General features: G+C 42.3%; 3 protein-coding genes and 1 pseudogene. 2 read left to right on the top strand and 2 right to left on the bottom strand.

From position 1 onward, the window contains the following. Window positions 1-252, top strand: a pseudogene (locus F6K37_RS37435) (hypothetical protein); the annotation flags it as partial. 135 nt (window positions 253-387) lie between these two features. Here the strand turns inward: F6K37_RS37435 and F6K37_RS37430 are convergent. Continuing rightward, window positions 388-1734, bottom strand: a complete 1347-nt coding sequence (locus F6K37_RS37430; protein WP_008189137.1) for an RNA-guided endonuclease InsQ/TnpB family protein — start codon at window positions 1732-1734, stop codon at window positions 388-390. A gap of 72 nt (window positions 1735-1806) precedes the next feature. Between F6K37_RS37430 and F6K37_RS37425 the strand changes: the two genes are divergently transcribed. Beyond that, entirely contained in the window at window positions 1807-2004 is a 198-nt protein-coding gene (locus F6K37_RS37425; protein ID WP_008189138.1) for a hypothetical protein, read from the top strand. A gap of 225 nt (window positions 2005-2229) precedes the next feature. On the opposite strand, the gene F6K37_RS37420 is transcribed toward F6K37_RS37425, so the two are convergent. Next, window positions 2230-2763: WD40 repeat domain-containing protein (locus F6K37_RS37420; RefSeq protein ID WP_287256076.1), on the bottom strand; the 534-nt coding region annotated here is incomplete at its 5' end.

The raw sequence follows: 2763 nt of genomic DNA, 5'->3' as shown, positions 1-2763 counted from the left end.
TCAGATTCATCAACCCATTACCGTCAAAGCGATTGGGAAGTTACACGGGTCGAAACCTACACACCAGATATCCCGGTTGACATGGATTTCGATATGGTCGTAATTTGCTACTGCAAGCACAGTCCCATCAGCGGCCCTCTCAAGCCCATGCCAGAGCGCAAAATTTCTGTAGATTCATTTGGTGGGGATAAGGATGCTCATGAGCAATGGCTAGAGATTCAAAAGCACTCGCTTCATCATTCTTCCCATTAATTTCTTCTTTGACAACTCCCGTTAAATAAAATTCATATTCAGACTCAATTAATTGCGTCAAAAAATCTAATTGTGCTAGAAAGATCAAAGGAGAAGAAATGAACTACCCCGCCCTGTTCGTTCGCGTAGCGTGGCCTACGGCCAGGACGGGGTGTCAGCAGACCCGTCTGATGAGCGTGATTTTTGACGCTTCAACTTCCCTAGTTGCTTCATTGATCCAGTATGCTTTCTGGTCTTTGAAGTAGAGCTAGAAAATCCACGTTTATCGAGGTCAGCACCGTACCCCGGCTGTTTTCCTAATGCTGCATTGAACATTACCATGGCGCTGGTCTTGTCTCTGTCAAACTCAAAACTACAAGCATCGCAGACATGGTATCGATTTGATAATTCAGCCCAGTTCTTATGAACTTTTCCACATTCTGGGCAGCGCTGTGATGGCTTCAATTGTCTGGTTGGCAATTGAAGGACAATCCCTCCCTTAAGTTCAATTTTGTAGGTTAACATCTTGTTGAGAGTGCCAAAACCTACATCTAAAATGGCTTTGTTCAATCCAGCTTTCTGTTTCTTTCTCTTTGACCCTTTTTTTGCTTTTCGGGTCAATCCTTTCGTGTTTAACTTCTCAGTTACGCCGATGTCATAACGACTAGCTAAATCTGACGTAACTTTGTGCTGCCAGTCTTTACGTTGTAATCCGGCTTTTATTTTTAGTTGAGACTCTCGCTTATTCGCTTTTTTCCAGCGATTAGAAGCTTTTATTCCTTTCTTGAAATCGGGGGCTTGCTTTCTGCGTTTCTCTTTCCCAGCGGCTTTCACTTTAGGCTCTAGGGTTTTAGTAAACCTCTGATTGGCTATCTCTTCAAATTCCGCGCCGTTGAAAGCTGTAATTGCTGTCTCAGTTCCCAAGTCATAAGCTACGATTTTCTCGTAGACTAAATCAGATTCTGAGCCATATCTAGTCTGCTGTGTATCAACTTTGACTGTAATTGAAGCAAACCAGGCATTAATACTAGGTTTATAAGCAATAGTCAAAGTTGTTGGAGTTCCCCAAAACTTTGCTTGCCCACGCATCTTGATGACAAGACCAAGATCATTCAATACCAATGTCCCGTTTTTGCCATCGGTATTAGCTTTCCATCCAGCCTTACTAGGGTAAGTCCATCCTGAATACTTCTTGATTGATTTGTATCTAGGAATTTCACTTAATCCCTTCAAGAAACGATTGTATGCTAAATCTACTCTTTTAAGAGTCGCTTGCAAAGAAGTACTGTAAAGTTCTTTGTACTCTGGCCAACATTCCTTGAAAGCTGGCAAGCAGTTTTGCTGATATAAGTACCCTATGGTTTTCTTGTTTGCTTTCCATTCATAGCGACGATCAGCTATCCCCGCATTATACAATAATTGATGTAATTTTCTTGCGTAAAACATCTTTGATATAGCTGTTTTGTTGGGATATAGACGAAATGTTTGCCTAAGAGTCGCCATGAATTAAATCACCTCCTTGTTTTTCTTGTTTCTTTGCTAGAGTCATTTTAGTATAGTCTACGGTAATTCGATATGTCAAGTATAAAAAAGAAAAAACCAGAAAAAAGAATGAGGGGGGCTCCAGCTCATTATGATGAACTAAAAAGAAAGCATGGTATCTGGCTGACTGACACTACCTGGAAGTGGTTACAATTGTCTGCTGAAGAGGCTGGGACAAGTGTAGGAGAGTATATAGAGAGTTGGGCGAGGAAACAGATAGACAGTATTTGAGAGGGGCTATCCATCCTAGAGACGAAACCTTAGTATAGTGGAGCCTTAATAAAATAGTTTTAACCCTTTTTATCATAGCCTGCTGATCATAAAGGCTCCACTATACTTACGGTAACTTCAACACCTTGGAAGAAGGTGGGGAATTTCGCCCCCTCTTGCCTCCCCCTATCTTGTTAAAAACAATTTTCATCTTAAATCACCAGTTTCGTTCCCATCTTCTTTAAATCAACTCAGCGCCCCCAACGCTTCCAGTGCTGACTTCTGTGCTAGGCTCAAACCAGTAACCCCTGTGATGTTCATACCTTGGTAAGGTCGATCAGGAATCAAGGTTTTAATACACTGACCTGTGTGGGTATTCCAAACTTTAATAGTCCCATCATTACTGCCACAAGTAAGCCAATAACTGCTCACCTGTTCTTGATCAGACCTACCCTGGTGATCTTGATGTTTTACAGGACTAAACCCAATCGATGACCGTACTGAATTCCGATGACCGTGTAAGGTTCTCAGATACTTACCCGTACTTGCCTGCCAAAGCCTAATGGTTTGATCTAAGCTACCACTGGCAATCAATTCACCATCAGGACTAAAGGCGACAGACCAGACACCTTTACTATGGCCTCGCAAAATCCTGACACATTCCCCAGTCCTAACATCCCAAATCCGAACAGTTTGGTCTCCACTGCTGCTAACTAGGGTTTGGCCATCAGGACTAAATGCTACCGACTGTACCCGACTAGTGTGACCCTGTAAAACCTT

This window comes from Moorena sp. SIO4E2 (assembly GCF_010671945.1).
GTDB lineage: Bacteria > Cyanobacteriota > Cyanobacteriia > Cyanobacteriales > Coleofasciculaceae > Moorena > Moorena producens.
The sequence above is the reverse complement of the archived record's forward strand: the minus strand, read 5'-3'. Positions and strand labels throughout refer to the sequence as shown.

Bases quoted from the DNA above. Each gene is read 5' to 3' on its own strand.
- F6K37_RS37430 (WP_008189137.1), bottom strand. From the start codon at position 1,734: ATGGCGACTCTTAGGCAAACATTTCGTCTATATCCCAACAAAACAGCT.
- F6K37_RS37425 (WP_008189138.1), top strand. From the start codon at position 1,807: ATGTCAAGTATAAAAAAGAAAAAACCAGAAAAAAGAATGAGGGGGGCT.